We start from the raw sequence: 23,728 nt of genomic DNA, 5'->3' as shown, positions 1-23,728 counted from the left end.
CTCCCACCATGCCGTTCCTGGCCCTGCTCCTCGCCATCCTGACGGCGACTCCCGGCGACTCACCCTCAAGACCGGCATGGCGGTTCATCACCCCGCCGCCCTCCGACGCGTTCGAGCATCCGCCGTGGCGAGCCGTCAGCCTCAGCCCGGCGCGACCGGAGGACGTGGCGGAGAAGGTGAGCTATCGGGGCTCGCATCGGCGATATACCCAGCTCCGCTACGGCAGTCCCGGCTCCACGAGGGTCACCGTGGTGGTGGACGAAATCGGGCCGGGGCCGGGGGACGTGGACCTCTACGTGGACGCCGACCGCAACCGCCGGATCGAGGCGAGGGATCGCGTCGAGGGCCACGGCCGATCCTGGCGGCTGCCGCTCGGCGTGGCGATCACCGAGGAGGACTCGATCCGGGAGATCCCCCGCGAGGTCGTCCTGAAGCTGGGCGCGACCGGCCGGATCCTGAGCGTCGCCGCCGCCGGCTACCTCGAGGGGACCGTGGAAATCGCCGGCCGGACCCACGCCGCCCGCCGGACCGACGGCGACACCGACGGCTTCTTCACGAGCCCCATGGACCCGATCTGGATCGACCTCAACGACGACGGCCAATGGGACCCGAGCTCCGAGCAATTCCTCTTCACCCCCATCCTCAGCATCGGCCCGGACCGTTACGCCGTCCGGTCCGACCCGGCCGGCTCGCGACTCTCGTTCGCTCCCCTGGAAGGGACCGGCACGATTCGCCTGACCGTCCGGAGGCCGGAGACCCGGGCCCACCTCGCGGAAATCCACGCCCAGCTCATCGGCCGCGACGGCTCCGCGATCAACGTCGACGGCGGCGCGGATGCGGTTGTCCCCGTCGGCGCCTATCGGCTCACGGCTTTCACGCTCGTACTCACCGACCCGGCCGGCGGCCCGGCCTGGCATTACGGATTCTCGGAACGAGCCTTCGAACCGGGCGAGCCCCGGCACGCGGTCGGGAAGGGGGCCTCGGTGGAGATCGACCCCCTCGACGGCCTCGCACTCTCGGCCGAGATCGCCGAGCCCCCGAGCGAAAGGAAGTCGGGCCGGCCGATCACGGTCCTCCCCCGACTCACCACCGCCGACGGCCTCCAGATCAACTACGGCTGCCGCGGCTCGATCACCTCACCATCCGCCGACGACCTCACCACCACCCGGGTGACGCTCGTGTCCTCCCGCGACGCGAGAACCCTCGACGCCGCCACGTCCGGCTTCACCTGAGGCACCTTCTGCCCGGCCTCGGTCCGAGTGCCCGACAACCCCCCCCCGAAGCCTTCCGAACCACCGTCGATTTCGACTCCGGCCCCCTCGCCGGCAAGCTCCACGCCGAAACACAACTCATCGAAACAGCAGGCCACCGATGAAGACGAAGAAATCACTTCTCCACATATTCACAAATAAAGATCCAAATAACAGAAATGGAAGAATGGAGATGAAGGAGAGTTGGGAATTCTTGGCCGGGCAATGAGTCCAGAGACTCCCAGGGAAGCGAGCCAGGCGAACGCCTTTCGGGGCCAGCCAATCCGTACTTGATTCCTTATCTGTATTCATCCGTGGATCATTCCCCCCGTCTTCATCTGTGGCTGAAATAGGATCCATGTCCGGCCGCGGGCCGGGATTGTCAGCTTGAGGGTGGTGTTTTCGGCGGCATCGAGGGTGACTTTCATCGGGGGGCCGCCGTCGATCGAGGCCTCCGCCGGGGTGGACAGGCCGGCGTAATGGAGCGGGAATCGAATCTCACGCTCGATCGGCCGAGCGAGCGGATTGTAGAGGAACGCGAGCGCCTTTTCCGGGCCTTGCGGATCGACGTGCAGCCAGCCGTCCCAGTCGCGGCCGTCGGCGCGGCGGAGGTGGATCAGGTCGCCGTCGAGGTTCCGCCGGTGGGCCTTGTAGAAATCCACCCAGCGTTTGACGACGGCTCGCGTAGCCTCGGTGTCATACAGCCGCGGCCCGCGGTAGCACGCCTGGACTCCCGCACCCAGCAGATTGGCCAGGCGAGCCTCGTAGTGGTCGCGGTTGGCGTCCAGCGGCTCGATGGTGGCCGCCGCGCCGCCGCCCTGGTACTCGGTGAGGGGGACGAACATCCAGCCCATGGACGGCGACTTGGTCCACGTGCCGTCGTACACGTTCTGACGCTCGATGATCTCCTGCTCGGCCCTCGGCAACGACCAGTTCGTCTCGCGATAGCCCATGCCCGTCTTGTTCGAGCCGGTCAGGAAGTACCAGTCGGGCACGTTCAGGAAGACCCCCTCCGACCGACACCACTTGTAGAAGTCCGCAATCGCGGCCCACTGGGCCCACTGGGAATCGGCCAGGCCCGAGTGCCCCGGATGATTCGTCGCGTTGCAGCGGTCGCCCGGGTAGGAGCCGTCGTGCTCGAGCACGCCGAGGCCGGCTTCGTGGATGAAGGAGCGAAGCTGGGCCAGGTAGTCGATCCCCCAGCGAGCCCCCAGGCAGGGCATCACGCCGTAGCGTGCCGGGACGCCCTGGGTGTTGTCGGCGGGTGTCGCGGCGGCCCGAGAGGCCAGCAGCGAGTACCCGCCCAGCGCCAGGCCCCGGGCCTTCGCCTCGGCCACGATCGCCGCGTACCTCGCCCGGTAGGCCGGATCGCGGCTCTCGAAGTCGAAGCCGCTGCCGAACGTCATGATGAGCAGCTCGAAGCCGACGTCGGCGGCCTGATCGATGGCCCGGCGCAGGTCCTCCGGCTTCGCGCTCCGGACGTGGAACATCAGGGGATTTTCGGACGACCACGGCGCGATGGTCCGATACATCCGGCGGAGGGCCAGGCCCCGACGCTCACGGTCGGTCGATCCCGGAAGGAGCTCGAAGGCCCGGAACGACTCGAACGTCCCCTTCGGTGCAATCACCTGGTCCGGGCCGAGCGGCGGCGCCACGCGGAGCAGGCATCGTGTGGTCCGGTTGTAGTTCACCTGGGTCGGGTAATCGGGATCAGGATCGAGGGAGACAGACTGACGGGCGGCATGGCTGCCATTCATCGCCAGGAACGCGTAGTCGGTCTCCACCCAGAGATTCGGCCGCTCCTGGTCGGGCGTGTCGTCCACGGCGGATTCATTCTCGGCGAGCCGGATCTCCTCGGCCGAGAATCCGGTCACGCGAACGGCCGTATCCGTCGTGTTGCGGACGACGAGCCACTTCGAGAAGAGCGGCAGGCCGTCGTAGATCTCATAATGGACGTCGACCTCCGGCAACCCCGGCCGCGGCGGTGCATACGTCATGCGGACGTGCCGCCCCGGCGGCGGCCAGGGGAGGTCGCGAGAGAGCCACTCGGGATGCTTCTTCCAGCCGAACCGGGCCTCGATCGGCCCTTCCTTCCACGCGACGAACCGATAGGCCGAGGGGTCGGCCTTCATCGTCGCCAGCCATTCGTCCTTGAGATAGTTCGCCACCGGCTGGCCGACAAGGCCGCCAATCGCGCATGGCTTGCCGTCGAACTCGACCCTCGCCTCCGGCCCGACCGCCCGAAGCAGCTCCTCGCCCGTCGTCAGATCCTTGAGCGACACCGTCGCTGTCGCCGGCACCAGGCGAATTACCCGCCGTGCCAGGCCGTTCTCCAGGACCAGCTCATGCCGCGCCGGTTCTTCGCGGACCGTCGCCCGAAACGGCGAAGGATCGACGAGCCAGTCCGGCGGACCGGCGACCACGGGCTTCCCAACAAGCACCAGCAACAAGAACGGAACGAAGGTCTGTCTCATGGCGGGTCGGTCTGGGGTGGGAGTTTTCGGTATCAAGGAAGACTGACATTCAGAGCAGAGCCCCGAACCGCTGTCCATCCTTCACTGCTGCTCTCTCCATGATGTTCGCCATGCTTGGCCCCGAAGACCGGCTCCCCTCCAGGCCCTGACCCATTTCCCCATCCGTGTTCATCCGCGGATAAATTCGCCTTCCCTTCCTTTCGTCAGCCCACGAACGGTCGCCTATTCGCCCTGGCGTTCCTTGACGCCTCGTTCCGCTTGCATGACGACGTTCGCGATCGCCTCCTGAATCTCCATTCCCTCGCCATCAGCGACGATGGCCGGACGCTGGCACTGGGGACATCGGACGTCCTCGTCTATCTCATTGACATGAAGACCCTTCAAGACAAGGCTCGAATCGAGGAGCAGTTGCACACCCGGGATTGATCGCAGAGTCTGGCGACGCCGTACGATTCGAGTACAACGTCGTTTGCAGACTCTCCGAAATGCAAGAAATCTCGCGACGGGGCGAGCGAAAATGGCGAATCATGGCGCATTATCCTATAGGGGGATAGTCCGCGCCCGCTCTTTGCCAATTCGGGATACCGCAAGAATAGCAGCCCCCAACCGGCCTCGAATTCGCAACCCAGGAGGTCTCATCCCAGCCGAAGAAGACGGAAACCCGCGGGCAAAGCCAACCCTCGGATAATCGCAACACATTGTGGTCACAGCATTAAGGCCAAAGTCGACCAAACACCCGGCGCGCGATCGAACCCAATCGAGCCGGGGGTTCCTTCCCGGGAATGGGGGGGACCGTCCGTCTCGGTTGTGCCGACGTGGCGGACGGGTCGTGGTTCGAAGGCGCGGAGCCGACGTGGGCGATCTGAGAAGTTCCGGGGAGAAAGTCTCTTGACCGGTCGGGGAACATCCGATAGGGTCCGCCCGTCGTGGCTCATCGCGAGCCGCGGGCGCCCGTTCCACAGGGACGTGGGGGGGCGGTTTCGGTCGGTTGGCTCGCCCCTGGTTCTCGGGGCGGGTCCGGGGGTTCTCCCCGAAGCGGTGCAAGGAGGCTGCCCGATGCGGCGATTCATCCCCGGGGGGACCCGGGCGCTCCAGGCTCTGGCCATCTTGCTGGCCCTGGCTCAGGTCCAGGCGGACGCCGCGTCCAAGAAGAAGGAGCCCCCGCCACCGAAGGTCGACGAGACCGTCGGCGATCTCGCCTTCGTTCCTCAGGCCGGCGAGACCAAGGTTGAAGGCGTCGGGCTCGTGGCGGGGCTCGAGAACACCGGCGCGGACCCGCCGCCGTCGTGGTGGCGGACCCAGCTCGTCGAGGAGATGGGCAAGGCCAACGTCGAGCACCCCAACCGGATCCTCGCCAATCCGCAGTTCTCGATGGTCATCGTCCGGATGACCATCCGCACCGGCGCCACGCCGGAGGACCGGTTCGACGTCGAGCTGGAAGTCCCTCCCGCGTGCGGGACCAAGAGCCTGGCCGGCGGCTACCTCATGATGACCCGGCTCCGGGAGGTCATGGTCGCCGGCGGCAGCCCCCGGGCCAGCCAGGATCTCGCCCTGGCGCAGGGGCCGGTGATGATCGGCAACGACAAGGACTCGACCAACCCCAAGGTCGGCCGGGTGCTCGGCGGCGGCAAGATCAAGAAGGAAACCCCCTTCACCCTGGTCATCATGGAGAACCGCCGGAGCTTCCGCACGGCGAAGATGCTCGAGACCGTGATCAACGGCCGGTTCCACCAGAGCGAGTCCGGCACCCAGAAGGGGGCCGCCACCGGCAAGACCGACGGCCATCTGACCCTCAAGGTCCCCTCCATTTACCACCAGAACCAGCTCCGGTTCTTCCGGGTCGTCCAGCTCCTCCCCATGGTGGATACCCCGGAGCTCCGCGAGAAGCGGATGGCCTCCTGGGGGAAGGAGTTGCTGGACCCGAAGACCAGCGGCGTGGCGGCCATGAAGCTGGAGGGCCTCGGCCCCTCGGCGGCCGAGCCGCTCCGCCAGGCCCTCCAGAACGAGAACGCCCAGGTCCGCTTCTTCGCCGGCGAGGCGCTCGCCTACCTGGATGATCCGACGGGCGTCGAGGCCCTGGGCGACACCGCGGCCAAGATGCCGCAGTTCCGCGCCTACGCACTCGCCGCCCTGGCGGCCATGGACCAGACCGCCTCCCACGTGAGGCTCCGCAAGCTGATGGACGAGGCCGACTTCGAGGTCCGCTACGGGGCCTTCAACGCCCTCCGGACCCTGGACCCGAACGACCCGGCCCTGGGCCGCGTGGGGATCATCGAGCAGCCCAAGCGGGATGAGGAGGAGGCCGAGGGCGCCGACTCGATGGCCATCGCCCTGGCCTCTGCCACCCAGCGCCCGCGGGCCGAGGATCCGTTCGCCCTCTACATGGTGGAGTCCGAGGGGCCGCCGATCATCCACGTCTCGCGGTCGCGACGGTCCGAGATCGTCATCTTCGGCCGGAGCCAGCAGCTCCTGCCGCCGATCGTGCTGGGGACCGGAGCGATCCTCCTGAACGCCGCCGACAAGAACACCGAGGTCGAGATCTCGAAGATCGTCCCGAGCCGGACCGGCGACGGCGACTTCAAATATCGGACCTCGCTGGACGTCGGCGAGGTGATCCGCCGGGTCAGCAACCTCGGGGCCAGCTACCCGGAGGTGGTGTCGATCCTCGAGGCGGCCCACCGCCAGAAGAACCTGCCCGGGCCGCTCGTGATCGACGCGGTCCCGGTCGCCAGCCCGGCCTACTTCGAGGCGGCGATCCTGGGCAAGGACTCGACCAAGAAGGACACCCAGGTCAAGCAGGCGGCCGCCAAGGCCCCGCCCTCGCGGATCCGCCGCTTCTTCAACTTCCGCCGGGGCGACGACGACGACTCCGCCGCCACGGCCAAGGAGTCGGCCACCGCCGCCCGGGACAAGGACAAGGGCAAAGACAAGGCCCCGACGGCCGCCGATCCCGGGGAGAAGGCGACCGAGACCACGACCGCCGCCCGCGAGGCCGGCGCCGAGGGGGGCAAGGGGGGGGCGGCTGACCCCTCGCCGACCGCCAAGAAGGACCCGGGCGTGCAGAAGACCGGGGCCGAGGCCAAGGCCGACGAGGGGTCGGATTCGTCCCGGCCTCGGCTGTTCAACCTCTTCCGAAGGCGATCCTCCGACGAGCCCTGATCCTCGCCATCCGGCCCGCGAGGCCGTCGGGACCCGCGATCCCGACGGCCCCGGCCCGCCCCCCGCCCGAAAAATCCGGCCTCGTTTCTCCACCCCGCCGAAGGCATCAGCCCGCCTCTTTACGAGGATTTCACAATCCGGCCAAGCCCCATGATTGCCTCCTTTGGAACAACTACTCCGGATCCCTCCTAAAGTCCCACGCCGCGCGGTTCGAATATTAGTCGTGACGGTCAGGTCCGCTACGGCAGGGAGGCGAAAGCCACAGCCCTTGGGTGGCCCAGGACCGAGCCGCTCTCCGCACTCCGTGCGGGGAGGCTTTTCGTCCTCTATCGGAGGGAGTCGGGTCCCGATCCGTCTCGGAACGTGCTGAGGCAGGCGGCCTTTGCGTCGCGGTGGGCCGGGCTCGGATGGGCCCGGGGCATTCGCGGCGGAGGACGGTCGGTCCTGGGGCATGGTAGAGGACGGGAGAGGGGCCGGCGCGTCCCTGCACGGTCTCGGAGACGATCACGGCCGACGACGGCCGGACCGGCCCCCGCGAGGGGGCGCCCGGGTCCGGGCCCGACGTAGGGCATGGGCGGCCCGCGCCCGGCGACGAGCCGGCAAGGTTCTCAGGCGGAGGGAGGAGGAAACCTCCGCAGTCTCGCACCCAACAGGGCGAGTGGAGTCCTCGAGATGAAGAAGGTGTTTACAACCGGCCAGGTCGCGAAGATCTGCAAGGTCGCGCCCCGGACCGTTTCCAAGTGGTTCGACTCGGGCCGCTTGCGTGGCTATCGAATCCCCGGCTCACAGGATCGCCGGATTCCGCGGGAACACCTCCTGCGGTTCCTCAAGGAGCACAACATGCCCTTGGGCGATCTCGAGGCCGAGGTCTACAATAAAATCCTCGCGGTCGGCGCGGACGCTCCGCTCCAGGCCGTGCTCCGGGAGCACCTTCGCGAGAGCGATGACTTCCGGATCGAGACCGCCGCGTCGGGCTTCGAAGCCGGCATCCGTGCCGAGAGCTTCCACCCCGATTGCATCATCATCGACATGGCCCTCGGCCGCATCGAGGCCGGGCAGATCGCTCAGAACCTGCGGAAGAGCGCCGACCACCAGAAGACGATCCTCCTGGCGCTCACCAGCGACGAGCCCGGCGAGGAGGTCTTCGCGCTGGGCTTCAACGACGCCTTCAAGAAGCCCTTCGACGGCGCCCTGCTCGCCGAGCGCGTCCGCAGGCTGATCTCCCAGAAGAAGGCCGAGGAGCCCTGAGCCATCCGGGCCGACCCGACGCGACCGGGCGTTCTCCCCGAGGAACCCACGCCCACCCCGGATCTGAGATCCGGGCCGACGAGCTCGAGATCTCCCACCGGTTCCCGGCCGGGCGGAGATCCCGGGCTCGTCGGCTTTTCCCCCCGACGCGCCGAGCTTACGATGACCCGGGGGCGCGGACGATTCCTCTTGCCCTGTTCACTCCGAACATCCCGGCGAGGCATCCGGCGCGACGGAGCGGGGAGCCGAGGCGATGAGCGACGAGACGACCGAGACACGCAGGCGGGCCCGTCCGGCCCGGCGCCCGTTCGCGCGGCCGGGCCTGCTGCTGGGGATCGCGGCCGGCGCGGCCGTCCTCCTGACCCTCGGCGGGCCGGGGCTGACGATCGACGAGCCGCTCGACGTCCGGCCGGGGCGCACCTACGTGGCGACGCTCCGCGCCGAGGGGCCGCGGTTCTTCTCCGCCGACGTGGTGACGCGCGTCTTCCGCGACAACGCGGAACACCCGCCGCTGGGACGCTGGCTGCTCGGGATCGCCTCGACCGTGGGCGAGCCGGTGGAGGTCCTGACCCGCGGCGTCGACCCCACCGGGATCTACGTCCTCTCCGGCCGGCTGGCGCCGGCGCTGGCGTTCGCGCTCCTGGTGGCGGCGATCGCGGCCGAGGCCGGGCGCCGCTGGGGGCTCGCCGCCGCCTATGCCGCGGGGGGCTCGCTGGCGATGATGCCCCGCGCCTTCGCCCACGCCCACCTCGGAGCCCTGGACACGTTCCTCGCCCTCTTCTGGACGCTCGCGCTCCTCGCCGGCGCGAGGGCCATGGAAAAGGGAGGGCTCGGGCGATCGGCCGGCGCGGGCCTGGTCTGGTCGCTCGCGCTCTTGACGAAGATCCACGCCTGGCTCCTCTGGCCCCTGATGGCGGGCTGGGCGGCCTGCCGGCTCCGGCGGCGGGCGCCGGGGGCCATCGCCGCCTGGACCATCGCGGGGGTGGTCGGGTTCGTGGCGGGCTGGCCCTGGCTCTGGTACGACACGATCGCCCGCTGGCGAGGCTACTGGTGGACGTCCGTCGCCCGCACGCCGATCATGGTCGAGTACTTCGGCCGGGTCACGGCCGACCGCGACGTCCCCTGGCATTATCCCTGGGTCTACTTCGCGGTCACGGTCCCGGTGGGGCTGCAGCTCCTGGGCGTCCTGGGTCTGGCCCGGGGCTGGAAAGGACGCAAGGCGGACCCGTTCCCGCTCCTGCTGGCCACCAGCATCGGCCTGTTCCTGGTGCTCTTCAGCACCCGCGTGCCGGTCTACGACGGCGAGCGGCTCTTCCTCCACGTCTTCCCGGCGTGGGCGATGCTGATCGGGCTGGGCTTCGGGGATGTCTGGGAACGGGCGGGGAGGGTGGCCACGTCCCGCCCGATCGCCGGCCGGAGCCGGCTCCTCCGGGCGGGGGCCGTCGCTTTCTTGCTGGCCCAGGGGGCGGGGACCCTGAGCGTCCACCCGTTCGGGCTGAGCTACTACAATCTCCTGGTCGGCGGCCTGCGCGGGGCCGAGGCGCTCGGCCTGGAGCTGACCTACTGGGGAGACGCCGTCGACCGGGTGCTGCTGGACCGCCTGGCGGCGGAGGCGAGCCCGGGGGCCGAGGCGGCCATCGCCCCGACCCTCTATCCCTCACAGGGGATCGCCACCACCACCGCCGCCCTGCTGAGACGCAAGATCATCCTCGCGGACGAGGAGGCCGCCACCCGGGCCGAATGGGTCGCCGTCTCTCGCCGCCGCGCCTACTGGAAGCCGGAGCTGGCCGCCCGGCTCGCGTCGGGAGGCGGCCGTCTCGTCCTCGAACGGGCCCGCCAGGGGGTCTGGCTGGCCGCCCTCTGGCACTTCCCGCCGCCCGCGGCCCGAGCTCCCTAGCTTCGTGTCTCGATCGGTTGTTTCGAATTTCTCAACAAGTCCACTAGCCGGGACATGGACAGTTCGTAGAATACTTTCAGAATGAATTGAACGGAGATTGGGTATCCATGCATGGCCGAGCTGACGCACTTTGACGACGCCGGGGCCGCCCGGATGGTGGACGTCTCCGGCAAGGAGGCGACCTCGCGGATGGCGAGGGCCAGCGGCTGGGTGCGGATGGCGCCGGCGACGCTCGCCCTGGTCTCGGATCGGCGGCTGGCGAAGGGGGACGTCCTGGAGGTCGCGAGGCTGGCGGGGATCATGGCGGCCAAGCGGACGGGGGAGCTGATCCCGCTCTGCCATCCGCTGGGCCTGGACGCGGTCGAGGTGCGGCTGGCGGCGGCCCCTCCGGACCGGGTGGCGATCGAGGCGATTGCGCGGCTGGTCGGGCGGACCGGCGTGGAGATGGAAGCCCTGACGGCCGTGAGCGTCGCCGCGCTCACGATCTACGACATGTGCAAGGCGGTGGACCGGGAGATGGAGATCGGCCCCATCCGCCTGGAGGAGAAGGCAGGCGGCCGGAGCGGCCACTACGTGAGGCGGTGACGAGGATGACGAGGCGACCCGTGCTCGAGATGGACCCCACCCGGCGCGCCCTGACGGACCTGTTCGCGACGATCCGCGACGAGCTGGCCGAGGCGGAGCGGGTCTTCCGCCGCGAGCTCGAGAGCCGCTTCCCGTTCGTGCAACAGCTCGTCGACCATTGCGGCGACTACCGGGGCAAGCGGCTCCGCCCGGCGCTCCTGCTCCTCTCGGGCCGGGCCTGCGGCGCCATCACCGAGGCCCACCCCGTGCTGGCGGCGGTCGTCGAGATGATCCACACGGCGACCCTCGTGCACGACGACATCCTCGACGAGTCGATGGTCCGCCGCCATGCCGCCACGGTGAACGCCGAGTGGGGCAACGAGACCGCGGTCCTCCTGGGCGACTACATGTTCACCCATGCCTTCCACCTCGCGGCCTCGCTCGAGACCACGCTGGCATGCCGCTTGATCGGCCGGGCGACGAACAGGGTCTGCGAGGGGGAGATGCAGCAGGTCCACCATCGGGGCAACCTCGACCTGGACGAGGCGGGCTACTTCGCCATCATCGACGGCAAGACGGCGGAGTTGACCGCGGTCTCGTGCCGCCTGGGCGCCCATTACGCCGGCGCCGACGCCGCGACGGCGGAGGCGTTCGACCGCTACGGACGCAACCTCGGGATCGCCTTCCAGATCGCCGACGACGTGCTCGACATCTGGGGCGACGAGCGGGCCACCGGCAAGAGCCTGGGGACCGACCTGGAGAAGCAGAAGCTCACCCTGCCGGTCATCCACCTGCTGGCCAACGCGCCGGCCGCCAAGGCCGCCGCCGCCCGCCGCCTGCTGGAACGCGCCCGGCCCGAGTGCCGCGAGGAACTCGTCCCGCTGCTCGAGGAGGCCGGCTCGCTCGACTACGCCTGGCAGCGCGCCCGCGGCCACGTCCGCGACGCGATCGCCGCGCTCGACGGCCTGCCCGATTCCGAGGCCGCCGCGTCGCTCCGCGTGCTCGCCGAGCTGAGCGTCCGCCGGTCCTCCTGAAATCCCGCCCCGCCCTCCCGGTTCGGCAAATCCGGCCGTCGCACGGCCTTTTGAATTGCATCCGGATCGATTCGCGTTATGATGGCCCACGGCCCGGGAAACGCGTCGTCGGGGAACGCCGCAGGTCGCGGCCCTCCCAGCCGCGGGATTGGATCTCGTCCCCCAGAACGTCCGCTTTTCCCTGGGCACCACGCCACATTGCCCCACGCCATCCCGACATACTTTTGTCCATTCGCAACACGGCCGATCCCGCATCTGTGATCCCCGATGATGGAATCGGAAAAAACACCCGAGAGTTGCCCCCGCATCGGGGAGAAGTCCTATAGTTCTGCCATGGAACTCAAGCAGAAGCTCAAGAACTTGATGAACACCAGGGGGCTCAACGGGCAGAAGCTCGCGAGACTCTCCCAGGTCAGCGATTCGGAGATCTCCCGGATCCTGCAGGGGAAGTCGCGGCCCGGCCTGGACAACGCCCTCCGGCTGGCCCAGGCCCTGGAAGTCTCGCTCGACTACCTGGCCGACGACACCGTCGATGCCGAACCTCCCGGGCCGGCCGACTCGGTCTCCCCCGACGAGCGCAAGGCCCTCAACCTGATCCAGAAGCTCGGCTCCCCCGAGATCCTGACGATCCTCGAGAACGTCCGATTCCTCGGCTACGAGGTCGCCATGAGCCGACTGGTCGGCGCCGCCAAGCCGGTCATCGAGATCGACAAGGATTCGACCGTCACGGAGGCCAAGCCTTCGCCCTCGCAGGCCATCCCCGCCCCCCACGTCAGCCCGCGCGCCAGCACCGTCTCAGCCTGAGAGGTGAACTAACCACAGAGGCACGGAGACGCAGAGAAGACGGGGATGACGAGAGGAGAGAGGGAGAGAATTTGGAGATAGAGAGACTGCAGTGCGAGGAATCTCGCTGACGAGAAAGGTCCGACACGACCCCTTCCCTCGGACGCAATAAGCCGCCCAGCTTCCATGGCCTATTCGAGAAGGCTTATCTCTTGCCTTGCCGTCCCTATTTTCCTCTTCTCTGTGTCTTCGTGCCTCTGTGGTTGGTCCGCCTTTAGAATTGTCTGCGCTGGCGGCTGGAGAGGATGTTCAGGGCCTGGCGGTACTTGGTGACGGTCCGGCGGGCGACGACCAGGTCCTGGCGGCGCATCTCGTCGACGATCTCCTCGTCGGAGAGCGGGTTCGACTTGTCTTCCTTGGCGATGATGTCCAGCAGCTTCTGCTTGATGGTGTCCCAGGCGATCTCCTCGCCGCCGGCGGTGGTCGTCCCGCCGCCGAAGAACCGCTTCAGGGGGAAGATGCCGCGCGGGGTCTGGACCCACTTGTCATCGACCGCGCGGCTCACGGTGGTGACGTGCACGCCCACCCGGTCGGCGATCTGCTGCATCTTGAGGGGCTCGATGAACTCCGGCCCCTTGTCGAGGAAGACCTTCTGGTGCTCGATGATGGCCCGGGCCACCTTGAGCAGGGTATTGCGGCGCTGCTCGATCGATTCGATGAGCCAGCGGGCCGACTGGATCCGCTTCTGGATGAACTCCCGCGCGGCCGGGTCCGTGGACTTGTTCCGGAGCTGCTTCTGGTAGTACCGCGAGATCGACAGGTTCGGCATGTGGTCGTCCACCAGCCGGACCTCGTAATTGCCCAGCTCGTCGGCCTCCACGATGAGGTCGGGGACGACGTACTTGTTGCCGGTGTCGATCGCGAAGGACGCGCCCGGCTTGGGATTGAGCCGGCGGAGATGCTCGAGGGCTTCCTTGATGGTGGCGATCGAGAAGCCGGTCTTCTTCTCGATGGCCGGCAGCCGGTTGTGCTGGAGGTCGTCCAGGTGGTTGGAGATCAGGGTCCGGAGGATGTCGTGACTGGGCGTCTCCGGGGTGAGCTGGAGGAGCAGGCATTCGCGCAGGTCCCGCGCGCCGACGCCCGGGGGGTCCAGCTTCTGGACCATCCGGAGCGCCTCCTCGGCCTGCTCCTCGGTGGCCTCGCCCCCGAAGTCGCGGACCACGTCGTGGAGGTCGAGCTTGAGATAGCCGTTGTCGTCCAGGTTGTAGATGATGAACTCGGCGAGCTGGCGGACGATCGGGTCGCAATCGTCGAAGCAGAGCTGCTCGGTCAGGCTGTCGTGGAAGGACCGGGGCCGCGAGGCCATGTTCTGCATCGCGTCCTGCTTGCGGTCCCCCTCCTCGCTGAGGGACGCCCGGCTCCGCCGCGGGCCCTCGTCGTAGAGCTCGCTCCAGTTCTCATCCAGGTTGATCAGGCTGTCGAACTCGCTCGGCTCGCCCTCGGCTTCGGGCTCGGCGACGGCCGGCGGGCCACCTTCCTCGCCCTCGGCATCCCCCGTCGGGCTGCTCTCCCGCAGGTCGACGAGCATCGGGTTCTCGCTGAGCTCCTGCTCGATCTTCTCCTGCAAGGCCATGATCGGGAGCTGGAGGATCTCCATCGACTGGATCATCCGAGGCGCCATTCGAAGGCGCATCTCGGTTCGCATCTGCTGCGATGTATCAAGGCGCATGGTCAGTCCTCTGCCCCATCGCGTCGCGGAATGACGTCGAGGATAGCGGGCCGCCAGGGCCGCCACCCGCCGGATAGGTTAGCAAATTCTATGCCATCCCGGATCATCACGCAAGGGGGCTCTGCCGCTCGGGCTCGAGAATCGCCCCCCGGGGGCCGGCGTCAGTCCGCATCCGGCGCCGCAAAGTCTTTGTTTGAAAGACTTTCAGAAAGGCTGTCGGCCATCCAACGCGTCGGCCAGCATGTGGCTGCTGGCGAATTCCAGGGTGCTCCCGGACGCCACGCCGCGAGCCAGGCGGGTGATGAGGACCGGCTGGTCCTGCAATCGCTTGGCGATGTAGAGGGCCGTACCGTCCCCTTCGAGGTTCGGATTGGTGGCCATGATCAGCTCGCGGACGTTCCCGGCGCGGACGCGATGCTCGAGGGCGTCAACGGTCAGTTGGTCCGGGCCCATGCCCTGGAGCGGGGCGAGGCGGCCGAGCAGGACGTGGTAGACGCCCTGGTAGGTGCCGGCCTTCTCCAGGGAGAGGAGGTCCCGCGACTGCTCGACGACGCAGACGATGCCGGCGTCCCGGCGGGGATCGCGGCAGATGGTGCAGGTCGGCTGCTCGGCCTCGGTGAGGTGGAAGCAGACCTGGCAGTGCTGGATCTGCTCCTTGGCCGCGCGGATCGCCTCGGCGAGCTCGACGGCCTCGTCGACGGGGCACTTGAGCAGGTGGTGGGCCAGCCGCTCCGCGGACTTGGCGCCGATGCCCGGCAGGCGTCCCAGGGCGGCCGTCAGGCGATCGACGGCGACCGAGAAGCCGCCGGAACCGTTGCTGCCGGTACGACTTTCGCCGCGGGGCATGTCAGGACCTCCCGGCGTCGCCCGGATCGGAGCCGCCCATGCCGGGGATCAGGCCGGCGGGCGGGAAGCCCGGGATGCCGCCGGCGATCGAGGCGAACGACTGGGCGGCCGTCTCCCGGGCCTTCACCAGCCCGGCGTTGACGGCCGCCGTCACGAGGTCTTCCAGGAGCTCGGCGTCGCCATCGGCCAGGAGCTTGGGGTCGATCCGGATCGAGACGACCTCGAGCCGGCCGTTCACCCGGGCGCTGACCACGCCACCGCCGGACGTGCCCTCGACCTGGATCTGGCCGAGCGACTCCGTCGCCCGGGCCATGGACTCCCGGATCTTGCCGGCGTTCTTCATCAGCTCCGCGAGATTGCCGAGTTGTCCGAACACGTTATCCTACCTTATCTTGCCACGAGGAGACTGGCTCAAGAATGGACCTAATCCGGGTCCGGATTCGCCCCCGGCTGGGGCTCCTCCTCGTATTCCAGGTGGAGCGGCCGGGCCTCGAAAAGCTCGACCATCCGCTGGACGATCGGGTCGCCCGCCAGGACCTCCTGCCGCCGGGACTCGGAGGATGTGCCCCGGACGCCCGGGGATTCGGCGACTGCCGTCTGGTGGTAGCGGACGGAGATCGGCCGATGGAACATCCGCTGAAGGGCCTGCTCGATCTTGGCGATCGCCTCCGGGGTCCCGCAGGCATCCGCCTGCGAATTGTAGCCCGCCTTGGCACCAATGACCAGCACGTCCGAGCCCTCCACCGCGATCGGCTCGGCGGAGACGAGCTTGAGCCCGAGGATCGGGCCCACCTTCTTGACCAGCTCTTCCCAGGACTTGCGGATCGATTCCACATCCAGGGGAGGGGCCGAGCCCTTCGCCGGAGCCCGCGGGCCGGCCGTCCCCCCCGGCTCGACGGGGCGCCGGGGAGCCGGCGACGGTCCAGGAGCCGGCGCCACCGACGGAAGATCCACCGCGGTCCCCCTCTCGACCCGAGCCGGGGGGGCAGAGGGCGGCTCACTCGGCTTCAAGGAAGCGATCTCAGCCTGGGGGGCGACCGCGGGAGCCGGCTCCGGGGGTGGCGTCAGGCCGACCTGCTTTTTTTTTTCGCTCGATGCCGGAGTTCTATGCGAGACCGGTGTCCCCGACTCGAGATCCGCGAGCCTTTGCACCAGATCGCCCAGGTCGGACAGGTTCTCCAATCGGGCCACCCGGACCATGGCCATTTCCACGAGCAGTCGGCCATACGGCGTGCCCCTCATCCGGGCACGGGCCTCGGCCAGGATCTGGAGGGCGGCGAGGATGGCGTCGGTGGTCCAGCGCTCGACGATGGCCTGGAGCCTGGGCTTCTGCCGCGGGGTGACGGCCAGCAGGATCGATCCGGCCCCGACGGAGAGGACCAGGGCGTCGCGGAGGAAGTCGAGGACACCGGAGAGCAGGTCCACCGGCTCCACGCCCTGCGAGGCCGCCTCGTCCAGGAGCGACAGGGCCTTCGCGGAGTCGCGGTCGGCGAGCGCCTCGAGCACGCCCAGGAGCCGTTCGTCGCTGGGCGTCCCGAGGAGCCGATGCACCACCTCCACCGTCAGCTTCGGGCTCCCGGAGGCCAGGAGCTGCTCGAGCAGCGACTGGGCGTCCCGCATCGAGCCCCCCGCGCGGCGGGCGACGACCTGGAGGGCTTCCGGCTCCGCGTCCATCCTCTCGCGGCGGCAGATGTCCTTGAGGCTGTTGACGATGGCGTCGGGCGTGATCCCCGCGAAGTCGTACCGCTGGCACCGCGAGAGGACCGTGATCGGGATCTTGTTGGCCTCGGTCGTGGCGAAGAAGAACTTGACGTGCGACGGGGGCTCCTCGAGCGTCTTCAGCAGGGCGTTGAAGGCCCCGGTGGAGAGCATGTGGACCTCGTCGATGTAGTAGATCTTGAACCGGGCCCGGCTGGGCCGCAGCGAGGCGTTCTGGCGGAGTTCGCGGACCTGCTCGACGCCGTTGTTGCTGGCCCCGTCGATCTCGATGACGTCCACGTCCTGGCCGGCGGCGATGGCCCGGCAGATGTCGCAGACCTGGCAGGGCTCTTCGGTCGGCCCCTTCACGCAGTTCAGGCACTTGGCGAAGATCCGGGCCATCGACGTCTTGCCGACGCCCCGGGTGCCGCAGAAAAGGTACGCCTGCGCCAGACGCTTGAGCCTGATCGCATTCCGGAGGGCCTGGACGACATGGTCCTGGCCGACGACGTCCTCCAGCCGCTGCGGCCGGTATCGGCGGGCGACGACCGTGTACCCTTCGCCCCCTTCCGGCGAAGAGGCGGGGACGGCCGCGGGCGCGTCCGGGCCATCCCCCGCGGCGGGGCTCGGGGCTTCTTCCGCGGCGGCCTTATCGTCGGCCGATCGTCGTTTCGACCCGGTTCCTGGGGTCACGAGGCGCGCTCCGCGTGCCGAGGGTCTCGACTCGAGGGGAGAGGCCCGGTCGCCGCATCCGCGGGGCGCCGGGAGAGCCGGGGAGGTTCTCCCGGGCACATGAAGGTGTTGCTTATGGCTGCTGCGTTCCCGCCCTGACCAGGTTCACAAACCCCCATTGCCCGGGTCCCCCCCGGCTCACCCGGAACCCCGCGCGACGCGCAGCAACCGGCGAAGGGACGATTTTCGGACATCCCGCCGGGCGTTGCAAGGGCAAGTCGGCCCGAGCCGGAACGTCGATCACCTCCCGAAAGTCCGCGTGAGCCTGACCGGTCTCCCGGCATTGCAAACGGCCCCGGCCCGGTGGTCCGTCAGCGACGGGAGATAACCGCCCTCACCCCGTGGGCCGGGCGTAGGGTCATGGTCGGCAGGAAGGCGATCCGGGCGTCGGCCGCCAGGCGGATCCGGTAACGGCCGGCGATGGAGGCCAGCAGGAGGGCGGATTCCATGAGGGCGAAGCTGTTGCCGATGCAGATCCTCGGCCCTCCCCCGAACGGGAAATAGGCGTAGCGGGGGATCGATTCCAGGAGCTTGCGGCCGGGCTCCCAGCGGTCGGGGCGGAACGATTCGGGGTCGTCGAACCATCGGGGGTCGCGGTGGATCGTCCACTGGGGCATGAAGATCGTCTGGCCGGCCGGGAAACGGTAGCCGCCCAGCTCCACCGGCTCGATCGCCTCGCGGCCGAGCATCCAGACCGTCGGGTAGATGCGGAGGGTCTCGTTGATGACCGCCGACGTGTACGGCAGCCGCGGCAGGTCCGCGAGCGACGGGGGCCGGCCGCCGAGCACGGAGTCGAGCTCCGCGTGCAGCGCCGCCTCGGCCTCCGGGTGGCCGGCCAGCAGGCAGAAGGCCCAGGCCAGCGTGTTGGCGGTGGTCTCGTGGCCGGCCATGAAGAGGGTCATCGCCTCGTCCCGGAGCTGGGCGTCGGTCATCCGCCGGCCGCTCTCCTCGTCCTGCGCGTGCAGGAGCATGGAGAGCAGGTCGCCCCGGTCCGCGCCGCCCTTCCGGCGGTCGGCGATGATCCCCAGGATGATGTCGTCCAGCCGCTTCGCCGCGCGTTCGGTCCGCACGTTCTGGGGGGTCGGCAGCCAGGGGGGGACGGGGATCAGCCGGCTCGTGTTCTTGATGAAGGCGTTGGCGAGCGTCTCCATCGCCTCGCTGGCCTCGCCCGAGGCCCCGCCGCTGCCGGCGCCGAAGAGGGTGATGAGGACGATCTCGAGCGTCAGCCGCATCATGTCGTCCTGGACGTCGCGGGCCTGGCCGTCCTGCCAGGTCTCGAGCATCCGCGTCGTGGCCTCGACCATCGAGCTCGCGTATCCGGCGATCCGCTCGCGGTGGAAGGCCGGCTGGGCGAGCTTCCGCTGCCCTCGCCAGAAGTCCCCCTCGCTGGTGAGCAGCCCCTTGCCGAGCGTCCGGGTCGCGGACCGGAGGCGATAGTGCTTGATGAACTTGCGATTCTGCTCGACGAGGACCGTCTCCACCAGGTCCGGATGATTGACGAAGACGATGGGCCTGGGCCCGAATCGGGCCCAGACCACGTCGCCGTATTCGCGATGCCAGCGCGTGAGCGCCCCCAGCCGGTCCCGGCTGAACTCCCGCAGGTTGCCGGCGAGCCAGTGCTGCTTGGGCCCCGGCGGGACGGGCCGTCCCAGGGTCGCGGTCGTACTCACGTTGCAGTCCCCCCGCGGCGACTCGAAGGACCGATCCGATCAGACCCGCAGGAAGATCTTCCGGCGGTAGAGATCCAGGAGGAAGAGCCATTCCAGGGCCAGGGTGCCCACCGCCAGGATCACGCCCTGGAGGCCCGGGGAGTAGCCGTTGGCGATGCGAGCCGTGCCGCCGAACAGGGTCTTCGCGATGTCATCGAAGGGGATCAGCCGCGTCCCGATGTAGATGGTGATCGCGTTCATGCCGATGACGACGAAGAAGAACGCCCAGCCGCGGAGCCTGATCACGTCGATGATCGCGTAGAAGAGCCCCAGCAGGATCAGGCTGAAGCCCCCGGCGACCAGCACGAACGAGCTCGTCCAGAGGTTCTTGATGATCGGGAAGACGGGATCCCAGGCGTAGCCGAGGGCGACCGAGGCGGCCCCCGCCGCGATTAGCACCCCGACCTTCAGCCAGGGCTTCCGATCGGTCCGCAGCCAGGTGCCGGCCATCACGCCGAGGAGCGCGGTGGCGACCGCCGGGATCATCGAGAGGAGGCCCTCGTTGTCGCCGTACTTGTAGTAGCCGTCGAAGATCTTGCCCGGCAGGTAGTGGCGGTCGATGTAGCCGGCGAGGTTCGTCTCCTTGGCGTAATCGCCGCGCTTGCCCGTCTCCGGGGCGGGGATCAGGGCCAGGATTGCCCAGTAGCCCAGGAGGATGGCCACGAGGATGATGGCCCGAACGCGGACGGTCGTGAACAGGTAGATGACCGCCGCGGCGCCGTAGCAGAAGGCGATCCGCGGCAACACGCCGGTCATCCGCATGGGGAAGTGGAAGTTGAGCAGGCCGCTGTAGATCAGGCCCAGCAGATAGAGCACCAGGACCCGCCGGGCGATCCGGAGCAGGGGCCCGCTCTTGGAGTTGTCGGGCCCGGCGTATTTCGCCAGCGAGAACGGCAGGACGGCCCCAACCAGGAAGAGGAAGAGGGGGAAGATGAGGTCATAGAACCGGAAGCCGGCCCAGTCGACGTGCTCGAATTGCTCGTGCAGCTCCATGGCCGCGGGCGTCCCCCACCATTTGGTGAGGCTCCGCGCCAGGTCGTCGCCCCCGACGATCCAGAACATGTCGAACCCGCGGAGGGCATCGATGGAGAGCAGCCGCGATCCGGGCGGAGTGGTGCTCGCCTGGGCCTCGACGGCCGGCTCGAAGTCGGGCTGAACAGATGCCGCCCGGGCGGCCTCGGTGGGGTCCGTCACGATCGCCTCGTCCCATTCCGGCTCAGTCATGGATGCTCCGCCCTCGGAGGATGCGTCGTCGTGCGGCCCCGGCCGCGGTGATGGCCGACGATTCTAAAGGACCGCCCCCCGGGCGGGAAGGGGACGCGCAGGCTCGACGGCCCGGGGGGGCAACCAGCCTGCCCCTCGGTCCCGCCTGGCCGATCCGCTCGAAAGCGGACGTGCTCCCCGATCACTTCGCCGGCGGGGCCGAGCTGGCGGGGGGCTTGAGGAATGGGTTCGGCTTCAGCTCGACCTTCTTGATCGATTGGAGATAGTCCAGGACGGCCTCCGCGCCCTTGCCCCCGACCTGCGCGTGGAAATGGAGCGTGAAGCCGTGCGGCCCTTTGGCGTCGATGAGCGCGGGCTGAAGGGCGAGGAACGACTTGACCGCGTCGAGACGACCCATCATGGCGGCGCAGAAGAGGTCGATGCGGGCCCCGCGGCCGAGGAGGAACTCGACGATATCGTGACGCCCCATGTGCGACGCCCCGCCCAGGCCGGTCTCCCAGTCCCCGCCGCCCCAGTCCATCGCGGCGTTCAGCAGCGCCGGCTCCTTGTCGAGCAGCGTCCTCGTCATGTTCAGGTCCGAGTGGGCATAGATGACGAAGTCCTGCACGAGGAGCCGGTTGATCTGCGGCTTCTTCCAGCCGGGCTTGAACCCGGGCGCCGGGTAGTCGCGCTCGAATGCGGCCTCCACGGGACGAGGGGCCGCGGCGGCCCTGGGCTGGTCGTCGGCCGAAGCCGGATCGACCGCGGAAGCAAGCACGGCGCTCGTGCCGATCGACGTGGTGAACGACCGACGAGAGATCGGAGCCGTCATTGGGGATTCCCCGATTCGAGAAGATTGCGGGCGGTCATCCGGGCGATCCCCATCCTCCGCGAGCACGCAACGGCGATCAAGTCGGTCGAACGGCCGACCGCTTCCATCCGGCCAGGATGGAACGGCGATGCGGGACCCGCCGCGGCTCAAATCAGGCGGGCGCGACCCGGGAACCGTGCACGGTCCGGCCGGCGCCGGCTCGGGCGACTGGCTCGAGTCGTTTCCCCATTCCCTCAGGGCCGTTTCCGTCGCCAACGAGCTCGACGCCTCCTGATTCCGCCGCCGAGCCGAATCCTCCTGAAATGCCTCAGCGGCTTCCGCCGCCGGTTCGACGGCCTCAGCGAGATCGCCAGGATGAGGCCCCCGACGCAGCCCACGGCCAGGGCGGCCTTCCGCAGAGCCTCGTACTCGTTGAGGTCCGAGACCATCCAGAAGGCGTTCATCCACATCCAGGAGTTCAGGGCCAGGTCCTCGTCGCGCCGGCGGCTCCAAAGGAAGAGCAGGCCGCCCGTGGAGAGGGTCACCACCAGCGCCACATAGGCGGGAACCGGAAGCTGGGCCAGCCAGAACCCATCCATGGCGAACCAGGCGACGGAGTTGACCGGATCGACGAGCTTGCGGCCGCGCTTCGCGCGCACGAGGAAGGGTTCGGTCACCACGGCAGCTCCGGGATTCGGGCGGAGGACGATGTCCAGCGTCCATCATAGCGGCCGGGGCGGGGGCGTGACTCCGCTCCGGACCGGCCCCGCCCCGTCAAGCTTGCGGGCCGCCTCGCGACCCGGGCGTCGTCGAGCCCTCACGCCGGGTCGGCCCGACGGAGCAGGGCATCGACGCCGCCGGCGATCAGGTGCTGGGCCAGGTTGTAGACGATGATCGGCAGCATCGCCAGCGGGGTCGCCGCCATCGCGGTGGACGCCAGCACCAGGCCGGTGCCGTTGTTGTTCATCCCCAGCCCGAACATCAGGGCCACGCGCTGGGCCCGGTCCGCGCCGACCAGCCGGCCGACGAGGTGGCCGGCGGCGAAGGTCAGCGTGCAGAGGCCCGTCACGAAGGCCAGGACGATCACCAGGAAGTCCCAGTCCGGATTGCGGATCGCCTGCGGCAGGCAGGCCGAGGCGTTGGCGTAGCAGAGGATCATCAGCGTCGCCGGGGCGACGACCTTGAGCCGCCGCTCGACGGCCGGAGCGAGGCCCTCTCCGAGTGTCGCCCGCGCGGCGATGCCCAGCACGGAGGGGAGCAGCACCCACGCGGCCAGGAACGTCCCGGTGCCTCGCCCGGCAAGCTGGTGGAGCTGGCCGGCGTAGGCGCCGGGGGCGAGGAGCCCCAGCGCGTGCAACGTCGCGGGGGTGGACAGCGGGCTCAGCAGCGTCGAGCCCAGGACCAGGCCCAGGCTCAGCGCCATGTCGCCGTCGGCCGCCTGCGCCCAGCCGGCGGACGATCCGGCGATCGGCATCGACGACACCAGGGCCAGGCCGACGAGCACGACCGCCGCCTCGTCGGGATTGTGCCAGGCGCCCAGCATCGGGATCATGAGGGCCAGGAAGGCCGTCGGCACCGCCAGGTTCGCCGCCAGGCCCGCGAGCACCATCCCCGGGCGGCCGGCGAGCTGGCCGATCCGCCCGACCCGGACCCGCAGGCCCGCATTGAACAGGAGGAGCCCGAGCAGGACCTTCGGCGCCGTCACCCCGGACCCGCCGGGCAGCCCGAAGAGCCCGAGGACGTCCGACTCCTTGATCCGGAGCCCCGGCCCCGGGAGCGCGGCGGCCAGCCCGTAGCTCAGGAGGATCAGCTTGAGCAGGTGGCGGTGCAGGAAGTGCGATACGGCGGAGAGCCTGTCCGGGATCGGGGTCATGGGTCCATCCTTCGTGATTCGGGGTCTCGCGGTCGCGGGGCCGCTTCGGCCTCACCGAAGGAAGGATAGGGATCGACCGCGAGGGGACCGTGAGGGCTCGATAAGATCGTTCTTATCTCCGGCTCATGGCCCGCTCATCGACTCCGGATATCATTCCCGACGCCGAGGGACGGCCGCCGCGGAGGGGGCCGGGCCGCCTCGGGACGTTCCATCGCCAGGAGGAGAATCATGACAACCGCCGTGCTGCTCTCGCTGGGCCTGCTGGCCGGCTCGTTCGGGCTGAGCCGGGCCGACGACGAGAAGATCAAGGTCGAGGACCTGCCGAAGGCCGTGTCCGACGCCGTGAAGGCGAAGTTCCCGGCGGCCAAGCTGACGAAGGCCGAGAAGGAGGTCGAGGACGGCAAAACCTCCTACGAGGTCACCGTCGAGGACGCCGGGAAGAAGGCCGATGTCGTCGTCTCCCCCGAGGGCAAGCTCCTCGCCATCGAGAAGAAGATCGACGCCGCCAGGCTCCCCGAAGCCGTCACGGCCGCCGTCAAGGCGAAATATCCCACGGCCAGCGTCAAGGGGGCCGAGGAGGTCGTCGAATTCAAGGCCGGCGGCGAGGAGACCGTCTACGAGGTCAAGCTGGCCCTCGAGGACAAGAAGGAGGTCGAGCTCGAGATCTCCCCGAAGGGTAAGATCCTCGAGGAGGAGCGAGAGGACTGACCGCGGAGGC

The 23,728-nt window shown here is 68.9% G+C and carries 18 protein-coding genes and 1 other RNA gene; 8 read left to right on the top strand and 11 right to left on the bottom strand.

Features of this window, described 5'->3' with window-relative positions:
- Positions 1–8: 8 nt before the first annotated feature.
- On the top strand, positions 9–1,232 hold the full coding sequence (locus tag G6O54_RS09730; protein ID WP_165223963.1) for a hypothetical protein: 1,224 nt from the start codon (positions 9–11) through the stop codon (positions 1,230–1,232).
- 326 nt (positions 1,233–1,558) lie between these two features.
- Here G6O54_RS09730 and G6O54_RS09725 read toward each other — a convergent pair whose 3' ends face one another.
- Positions 1,559–3,724 carry an alpha-galactosidase gene (locus tag G6O54_RS09725; protein WP_165223960.1) on the bottom strand — a complete coding sequence of 722 codons (2,166 nt, stop codon included), beginning with the start codon at positions 3,722–3,724 and terminating at the stop codon, positions 1,559–1,561.
- Positions 3,725–4,780: 1,056 nt separating this feature from the next.
- Here G6O54_RS09725 and G6O54_RS09720 point away from each other — a divergent pair.
- The 6 genes from G6O54_RS09720 to G6O54_RS09695 all read left to right on the top strand — a co-directional run bounded on the left by G6O54_RS09720 (position 4,781) and on the right by G6O54_RS09695 (position 12,430).
- Complete coding sequence (locus tag G6O54_RS09720) at positions 4,781–6,883, top strand: flagellar basal body P-ring protein FlgI (protein ID WP_165223956.1); 2,103 nt, start codon at positions 4,781–4,783, stop codon at positions 6,881–6,883.
- Between the two features lie 672 nt (positions 6,884–7,555).
- A complete protein-coding gene (locus tag G6O54_RS09715) occupies positions 7,556–8,131 on the top strand; it encodes a helix-turn-helix domain-containing protein (protein ID WP_165223952.1) in 576 nt (191 codons plus the stop codon).
- 253 nt (positions 8,132–8,384) lie between these two features.
- Positions 8,385–10,028 carry a glycosyltransferase family 39 protein gene (locus G6O54_RS09710; protein WP_165223949.1) on the top strand — a complete coding sequence of 548 codons (1,644 nt, stop codon included), beginning with the start codon at positions 8,385–8,387 and terminating at the stop codon, positions 10,026–10,028.
- A gap of 111 nt (positions 10,029–10,139) precedes the next feature.
- The gene (moaC, locus tag G6O54_RS09705; RefSeq protein WP_165223946.1) at positions 10,140–10,613 is read left to right on the top strand and encodes a cyclic pyranopterin monophosphate synthase MoaC; all 474 of its coding nucleotides are present in this window, start codon (positions 10,140–10,142) and stop codon (positions 10,611–10,613) included.
- 5 nt (positions 10,614–10,618) lie between these two features.
- Positions 10,619–11,626 (top strand): polyprenyl synthetase family protein, encoded by a 1,008-nt coding sequence (locus G6O54_RS09700; RefSeq protein WP_165223943.1) that lies wholly within the window; start codon positions 10,619–10,621, stop codon positions 11,624–11,626.
- A 333-nt stretch (positions 11,627–11,959) separates the two neighbouring features.
- Positions 11,960–12,430: a helix-turn-helix domain-containing protein gene (locus tag G6O54_RS09695; RefSeq protein ID WP_165223940.1), complete on the top strand. Its 471-nt coding sequence runs from the start codon at positions 11,960–11,962 to the stop codon at positions 12,428–12,430.
- A gap of 253 nt (positions 12,431–12,683) precedes the next feature.
- On the opposite strand, the gene rpoN is transcribed toward G6O54_RS09695, so the two are convergent.
- From rpoN to G6O54_RS09645, 10 genes are all read right to left on the bottom strand, one after another.
- Positions 12,684–14,114, bottom strand: coding sequence for an RNA polymerase factor sigma-54 (gene rpoN, locus G6O54_RS09690; RefSeq protein WP_256368975.1), 1,431 nt, complete (start codon positions 14,112–14,114; stop codon positions 12,684–12,686).
- A 228-nt stretch (positions 14,115–14,342) separates the two neighbouring features.
- Positions 14,343–14,984, bottom strand: coding sequence for a recombination mediator RecR (recR, locus tag G6O54_RS09685; RefSeq protein ID WP_165223934.1), 642 nt, complete (start codon positions 14,982–14,984; stop codon positions 14,343–14,345).
- A gap of 1 nt (position 14,985) precedes the next feature.
- Entirely contained in the window at positions 14,986–15,360 is a 375-nt protein-coding gene (locus G6O54_RS09680; protein ID WP_165223931.1) for a YbaB/EbfC family nucleoid-associated protein, read from the bottom strand.
- A gap of 47 nt (positions 15,361–15,407) precedes the next feature.
- Positions 15,408–17,375, bottom strand: a complete 1,968-nt coding sequence (dnaX, locus tag G6O54_RS09675; protein ID WP_165223928.1) for a DNA polymerase III subunit gamma/tau — start codon at positions 17,373–17,375, stop codon at positions 15,408–15,410.
- A 76-nt stretch (positions 17,376–17,451) separates the two neighbouring features.
- Positions 17,452–17,549, bottom strand: an RNA gene (ffs, locus tag G6O54_RS09670) — signal recognition particle sRNA small type.
- A gap of 176 nt (positions 17,550–17,725) precedes the next feature.
- Complete coding sequence (locus G6O54_RS09665) at positions 17,726–19,084, bottom strand: cytochrome P450 (RefSeq protein ID WP_165223926.1); 1,359 nt, start codon at positions 19,082–19,084, stop codon at positions 17,726–17,728.
- Positions 19,085–19,123: 39 nt separating this feature from the next.
- Positions 19,124–20,347, bottom strand: coding sequence for an acyltransferase family protein (locus tag G6O54_RS09660; RefSeq protein ID WP_165223924.1), 1,224 nt, complete (start codon positions 20,345–20,347; stop codon positions 19,124–19,126).
- 181 nt (positions 20,348–20,528) lie between these two features.
- Positions 20,529–21,158 carry an ankyrin repeat domain-containing protein gene (locus G6O54_RS09655; protein WP_165223922.1) on the bottom strand — a complete coding sequence of 210 codons (630 nt, stop codon included), beginning with the start codon at positions 21,156–21,158 and terminating at the stop codon, positions 20,529–20,531.
- Positions 21,159–21,391: 233 nt separating this feature from the next.
- Positions 21,392–21,814 (bottom strand): hypothetical protein, encoded by a 423-nt coding sequence (locus G6O54_RS09650; protein ID WP_165223920.1) that lies wholly within the window; start codon positions 21,812–21,814, stop codon positions 21,392–21,394.
- A 140-nt stretch (positions 21,815–21,954) separates the two neighbouring features.
- Positions 21,955–23,010 carry a bile acid:sodium symporter family protein gene (locus tag G6O54_RS09645; protein WP_165223918.1) on the bottom strand — a complete coding sequence of 352 codons (1,056 nt, stop codon included), beginning with the start codon at positions 23,008–23,010 and terminating at the stop codon, positions 21,955–21,957.
- Positions 23,011–23,238: 228 nt separating this feature from the next.
- Here G6O54_RS09645 and G6O54_RS09640 point away from each other — a divergent pair, with 228 nt between their 5' ends.
- Positions 23,239–23,718 (top strand): PepSY-like domain-containing protein, encoded by a 480-nt coding sequence (locus G6O54_RS09640; RefSeq protein ID WP_165223916.1) that lies wholly within the window; start codon positions 23,239–23,241, stop codon positions 23,716–23,718.
- Positions 23,719–23,728 lie beyond the last annotated feature (10 nt).

The organism is Aquisphaera insulae (assembly GCF_011064615.1).
GTDB lineage: Bacteria > Planctomycetota > Planctomycetia > Isosphaerales > Isosphaeraceae > Aquisphaera > Aquisphaera insulae.
The sequence above is the reverse complement of the archived record's forward strand: the minus strand, read 5'-3'. Positions and strand labels throughout refer to the sequence as shown.